The sequence below is a fragment of the Terriglobales bacterium genome, assembly GCA_035624475.1.
Taxonomy (GTDB): Bacteria; Acidobacteriota; Terriglobia; order Terriglobales; family Acidobacteriaceae; genus DASPRL01.
The window spans coordinates 1-5655 of sequence record DASPRL010000240.1 but is presented as its reverse complement, the minus strand read 5'-3'; the positions used below and the strand labels follow the sequence as shown (position 1 = coordinate 5655).

General features: G+C 67.7%; 5 protein-coding genes. 4 read left to right on the top strand and 1 reads right to left on the bottom strand.

Annotated elements, in window-relative coordinates:
• The first annotated feature begins 63 nt into the window (after positions 1-63).
• From ric to VEG08_09915, 4 genes are all read left to right on the top strand, one after another.
• Positions 64-780 (top strand): iron-sulfur cluster repair di-iron protein, encoded by a 717-nt coding sequence (ric, locus tag VEG08_09930; protein HXZ28301.1) that lies wholly within the window; start codon positions 64-66, stop codon positions 778-780.
• 125 nt (positions 781-905) lie between these two features.
• A complete protein-coding gene (locus VEG08_09925) occupies positions 906-2162 on the top strand; it encodes an NnrS family protein (protein ID HXZ28300.1) in 1257 nt (418 codons plus the stop codon).
• A 19-nt stretch (positions 2163-2181) separates the two neighbouring features.
• A complete protein-coding gene (locus VEG08_09920; protein HXZ28299.1) occupies positions 2182-4476 on the top strand; it encodes a nitric-oxide reductase large subunit in 2295 nt (764 codons plus the stop codon).
• Between the two features lie 53 nt (positions 4477-4529).
• A complete protein-coding gene (locus VEG08_09915; GenBank protein ID HXZ28298.1) occupies positions 4530-5036 on the top strand; it encodes a hypothetical protein in 507 nt (168 codons plus the stop codon).
• On the opposite strand, the gene VEG08_09910 is transcribed toward VEG08_09915, so the two are convergent.
• Positions 5018-5655: SDR family oxidoreductase (locus VEG08_09910; protein HXZ28297.1), on the bottom strand; the 638-nt coding region annotated here is incomplete at its 5' end. The two genes, VEG08_09915 and VEG08_09910, sit on opposite strands and share 19 nt — an antisense overlap.

Genomic DNA, 5655 nt, shown 5'->3' with positions numbered 1-5655 from the left:
GTGGCGGGCAGCGCTGAAGTCTCTGACCAGAGATCCCACACAAGCGACAAGGAGAAGAAATCCATGAGCATGAGTGCGACCAAGACTGTGCGCGAGCTGGCGGTCGAGCATCCCGCCGCCACCCGCGTCTTCGAAGCGCTGGGTATCGACTACTGCTGTGGCGGCCAGAAGTCCCTGGCCGAGGCCTGCAGCGCCGCCAAGCTTTCCGTGGACCAGGTCCTCGAGAGCCTGGAGCGGGCGGAGGCGGAGCGCCGGCCCAGCGCGGCCACCACCGACTGGCAGACGGCCTCGTTGGCCGCGCTGATCGAGCACATCATCGCCACCCATCACAAGTTCACGCGCGAGGAACTGGCGAGGCTCGAGCCCCTGCTGGAGAAGGTGTGCAAGGTCCACGGCCAGAACCATCCGGAGCTGCTCGAGATCCGCCGCGTCTTCGGAGGCCTGAGCCAGGAGCTGACCCTGCACATGATGAAGGAGGAGCGCATCCTGTTCCCCTACATCGTGGAACTGGAAGAGGCGGTGGAGCACCATCAGGCCCCGCCCATGTCGCCCTTCGGCACCGTGCAGAACCCCATCCACATGATGATGGCCGAGCACGACTCGGCCGGGGAGGCCCTGCGGCAGTTCCGCTCGCTGACTTCCGGCTACGCGCCGCCGGCCGATGCCTGCGTCAGCTACCAGACGCTCTATCGCGCGCTGGCGGAGTTCGAGACGGACCTGCACCAGCACATCCACCTGGAGAACAACATCCTGTTTCCGCGCGCCGTGAGCATGGAGTAGGGTGCGGGGACGAGGGGGGAAGCATGGCCACCCCGGCGCCGTGGGCAGAGCGGCAGCCTGAGCCAGAGCCGAGCGCGGAGCAGATCTTCGAGAGGGCCCGCGCGCGGGAGGAAAGCCTCTCCCGCATGCTCATGCTCTACGCTGGCACCGGGCTGGTATTCATGCTTCTCCCCGGAACCTTCCTGGGGGTGTGGAACCTGATCCGCATCTCCAGCCGGCAGGTTGCCGGAACCGTCTCACCCGCCTGGCTGCAGGCTCACGGTCACGCCCAGATCTTCGGGTGGATCGGCAGCTTCATCCTGGGGATCGGCTTCCACTCCCTCCCCAAGCTGCGGCGCCTGAAGCCCTTTGCCCTCTGGCCGGTGTGGACTTGCTGGGGCTTGTGGACCGCCGGGGTCGCGCTGCGCTGGACCGTCAACGTATATCCCTGGCAGTGGCGGGACCTGCTGCCACTCTCGGCCGCGCTGGAAGTCGCCGCCTTCCTGATCTTCTTCCGCACCGTCTCCGGCCACCAGCCTGTCCAAGGCCAGGGGCAGCCGCTGGAGGCCTGGGTGAAAGCCATCCTCACCGCCAGTTGCGGGCTGCTGCTGGCGCTGCTCTTCAACCTGGGCGCTACCCTGTACCTGGCGGCGCGCGGAAGCTCCCCGGCATTTCCCGCCGGGCTCGACCAGCGCTTCCTGCCGCTGGAGACCTGGGGATTCCTGGTGCCCTTCATCTGGGGCTTCAGCGCGCGCTGGCTGCCGGTCTTCCTTGGACTGCGCCCGCCGCGCTCCCGCGCTCTGCTGGGGGCGCTGCTGCTGAACTCGGCGGGGGTGGCGGCGGCGCTGGCAGGATGGGCGAAGCCGGCCACGGTGCTCGCTCTTGCCGGCGCCCTGCTGGGAGCCACGGCCGTGCAGGTCTTGGGCGCGGCGGAGCGTCCCGCCAAGATCCGCGGCGTACACGCGAGTTTCCCGGTCTTCGTGCGCCTGGCCTACGCCTGGATGATCGTCGCCGGAGCGCTGGGGGTATGGGCGGCGGTTACCCCGCACGCTGCCGGCATCTGGGGAGCGTCGCGGCATGCCCTCACGGTGGGCTTTGTGGCCGCCATGGTCTTCAGCGTGGGCCAGCGCATCCTGCCCGCGTTTTCCGGGATGCGCCTGCTGTTCAGCCCGCGGCTGATGTTCACCTGCCTGGGGTCGCTGAACCTGGGCTGCCTGCTGCGCGTGACCTCCGAGATCCTCGCCTACCAGGACTACGCCGGCTGGGCGTGGCGTTGCCTGCCGGTCTCGGCGTTCCTGGAGCTCGCGGCGGTCACCCTTTTCGCCGTGAACCTGGGGTTGAGCTTCGCCTCCCCGCCCACCGGCGCCAACCCGCAGCCGGTTCCTCTGGAAAACCGGACCTGACATAGTATATCGTTATACGATGCAGTTCCGAAGGCTATGGATCGCGCTGGCTGCGGTTCTGGCCGTCTCCTTCGCGGTTCTGGGAGGCGTGGGCTACCGGGCCGTGCGCAGCGCGCCGCCCATCCCCCTGGCGGTGGTCACTCCCGACGGGGATACCCTGTTCGACGGCAGGACCATCCAGGACGGCCAGAACGTCTGGCAGTCCATCGGCGGCCAGGAGGTGGGCACGGTGTGGGGGCATGGCGCGTATGTCGCCCCCGACTGGACGGCCGACTGGCTGCATCGCGAGTCCCTGTTCATCCTCGACCGCTGGGCGCAGCAGCAAGGCGCAGCCGGCTTTGCCCAGCTCGGGATCGAGCAGCAGGGCGCCCTGCGCGCGCGCCTGCGCGCGGAGATGCGCCACAACTCCTACGATCCGGCCACCGGGCGCATCACCATCCCGCCGGTGCGCGCCCAGGCGTTCGAGGCCCTGGAGAAGCACTACGCCGATGTCTTCGGCAACGGGCGCGACGCTTATGCCATTCCCAAGGGCTCGCTGAGCGATCCCGCCCAGCAGCGGCAGATGGCCGCCTTCTTCTGGTGGACGGCGTGGGCGGCGGCCACCCAGCGTCCCGGCGAGAGCGTGAGCTACACCTCGAACTGGCCGCACGAACCGCTGGTGGGCAACAACCTCACCGGCGATGCCATCGTCTGGAGCGTCATCAGTTTCGTGCTGCTGCTGGCGGGGATCGGCGGGATGGTCTGGTACTTCGGCGCGCAGCAGCACGGGCCCGCCCCCGAGCGCCTGCCCCAGCGCGATCCCCTGCTGGGGCTCAAGCCCACGCCCTCCCAGCGTGCCACCGTCAAATACTTCTTTACTGTGGCCGCGCTGCTGGTCGTGCAGGTGGGAATGGGAGCCCTGACCGCCCACTATGGCGTCGAAGGCTCGGGTTTCTACGGCATCCCGCTGGACCGGTGGCTGCCCTACGCCGTCACCCGCACCTGGCACCTCCAGCTCGGGCTCTTCTGGATCGCCACTTCGTGGCTGGCCACCGGGCTGTTCGTGGCGCCCGCGGTCAGCGGCGTCGAGCCCAAAGGGCAGCGGATGGGCGTGAACCTGCTCTACGCCGCCCTGCTGGTGGTGGTCGCCGGCTCCCTCACCGGCGAATGGATGAGCATCGAGCACAAGCTGCACGCCAACTTCTTCTGGTTCGGCACCCAGGGCTACGAGTACCTGGACCTGGGCCGCTTCTGGCAGATCCTGCTGTTCGCCGGGCTGGTGTTCTGGCTGTGGCTGATGGGGCGCGGGCTGAGGCCGGCCCTGGCCCGCAAGGACGAGAGCCACTCCCTGCTTGTGCTGTTCCTGGTGGCCTCCGTCGCCATCCCGCTCTTCTACGGCGCCGGCCTGATGTACGGCCAGCGCAGCAACCTGGTCACCGCCGAGTACTGGCGCTGGTGGGTGGTGCACTTGTGGGTGGAGGGGTTCTTCGAAGTCTTCGCCACCGTGGTCATTGCCTTCTTGTTTGCTCGGCTCAAGCTGCTGTCGGTGCGCACGGCTACCAGCAGCGTGCTGTTTTCCACCATCATCTTCCTCTCCGGCGGGATCATCGGGACCTTCCACCACCTGTATTTCTCGGGGATGCCCGACTTCGTGCTGGCGCTGGGCGCCACCTTCAGCGCCCTGGAAGTGGTTCCGCTGGTCCTGATCGGCTTCGAGGCCTGGCAGAACATCCGGCTGGCGCGGGCGCGGGAACCAGGGACGTCGTGGGTGGGCGCCTACAAGTGGCCCATCTACTTCTTCGTGGCGGTGGCCTTCTGGAATTTCGTGGGGGCGGGACTGTTCGGTTTCCTCATCAATCCCCCCGTGGCCCTCTACTTCATGCAGGGATTGAATACCACGCCGGTGCACGGCCACACCGCCCTGTTCGGGGTGTACGGGATGCTGGGCATCGGCCTGATGCTCTTCTGCCTGCGGGCGCTGCGCCCGGGCCTGGCCTGGAAGGACCGCCCCCTGGCGGTCTCTTTCTGGGCCATCAATCTCGGGCTTTCGCTGATGGTGCTGCTCAGCCTGCTCCCCATCGGCCTGATGCAGGCCTGGGCGTCGGTGGAGTACGGCACCTGGTACGCGCGCTCCTCCGAGTTCCTGCAGACGGGACTGATGGATCATTTGCGCTGGATGCGCATGATCGGCGACACCATCTTCGCTTTCGGGGTGGTGGTGCTGGGGTGGTTCGTGCTGGGCCTGGCCACCGGCCACTCCTACGACCGGACCGCCGTGGTGGAAGAAGGAGAGTGGCACGCGCGGCCGCCGGCCCTGCGGCGGGCGGGCGACTAGGGCCGGCCCGTGCTGCGGCCCGGGAGACGAATACTGAACCTGGGAGGAGTCACATGGTTTCCCTCAAGCTGGTCCGGTTGATCGAGGCGCATTCCGAGGAGCTCGCCACCGGCCTGATGGAGAAGTTCCTCACTTCGGAGCGCACCCAGGACCTGCACAAGGTCCCGCTCGAAGAGCTCAAGCAGCGCCGCTACGAGATCTACCACAACCTGAGCGACTGGCTGCTCACCAAGACCGAGGCCGACATCGAACGGCGCTACACGGAATTAGGCGCGCGCCGCGCCTCCCAGGGAGTGGCGTACAGCCAGTTCTGCTGGGCCACGACCATCACCAAGGAGCACCTGTGGGAATTCCTGCAGCGTGAGGACCCGATGGACCGCGCCATCGACATCCTGGGGAGCATGGACCTGCTTCGGCTGCTGGACCAGTTCTTCGACCGTGCCCTCTACTACGCGGCGCGGGGGTACGAGGGGGCCAAGAATGGGCGCCGCCCTCCCCGGCATCGCAACGCGCTGGGGCGCAGCCTCCCGCGCGACCTCTCTCAGAACAGCCCCTTGTAGTAGCCGCCGTCCACCAACAGGGTCTGGCCGGTGATGTAGGAGGCGCGCTCGGAGGCCAGGAAGACGATGGCGGCGGCCAGCTCCTCGGGCTGGCCCAGGCGGCCCACGGGGACGTCGGCGGCCCAGCGGCCATAGATCTGCTCGGGCGGGATGCCGGCGGCCAGGGCGCGCGTGCCCGCCAGCTCCTTCAGCCGCTCGGTGGCGGTGTAGCCGGGGGCGACGTTGTTCACCAGGATGCCGTCCTTGCCGAACTCGTTGGCCAGGCTCTTCACCAGACCGCTGACTGCCGATCGCACCGAGTTGGAAAGGATGAGGCCGTCGATGGGCTGCTTGACGGAAATCGACGTGATGGTAATCAGCCTGCCCCAGCCGCGCTTCTGCATGATGGGAAGCACTTCGCGCGCGAAAAAGAGAGTGCTCATGAGGTTGAGATTCACCGCAGAGGACCAATCGTCGATGGTTGTGTCCGCAAACGACTTGGAGGGAGGCCCGCCCGCATTGGTAACGCAGATGTCGATCCGCCCGAAGCGATCGAGCGTCTCCGCGATCAGACGGCGCACCTCGTCGGGGCGGGTCACGTCGGTGGGACGCGCCAGGACTTCGACGCCGGTGGCAGCGC

What these genes read in the sequence shown, in the direction of transcription:
- VEG08_09925 (HXZ28300.1), top strand. Translation starts at nt 906, where the DNA reads ATGCTCATGCTCTACGCTGGCACCGGGCTGGTATTCATGCTTCTCCCC.
- VEG08_09920 (HXZ28299.1), top strand. Translation starts at nt 2,182, where the DNA reads ATGCAGTTCCGAAGGCTATGGATCGCGCTGGCTGCGGTTCTGGCCGTC.
- VEG08_09915 (HXZ28298.1), top strand. Translation starts at nt 4,530, where the DNA reads ATGGTTTCCCTCAAGCTGGTCCGGTTGATCGAGGCGCATTCCGAGGAG.
- ric (HXZ28301.1), top strand. Translation starts at nt 64, where the DNA reads ATGAGCATGAGTGCGACCAAGACTGTGCGCGAGCTGGCGGTCGAGCAT.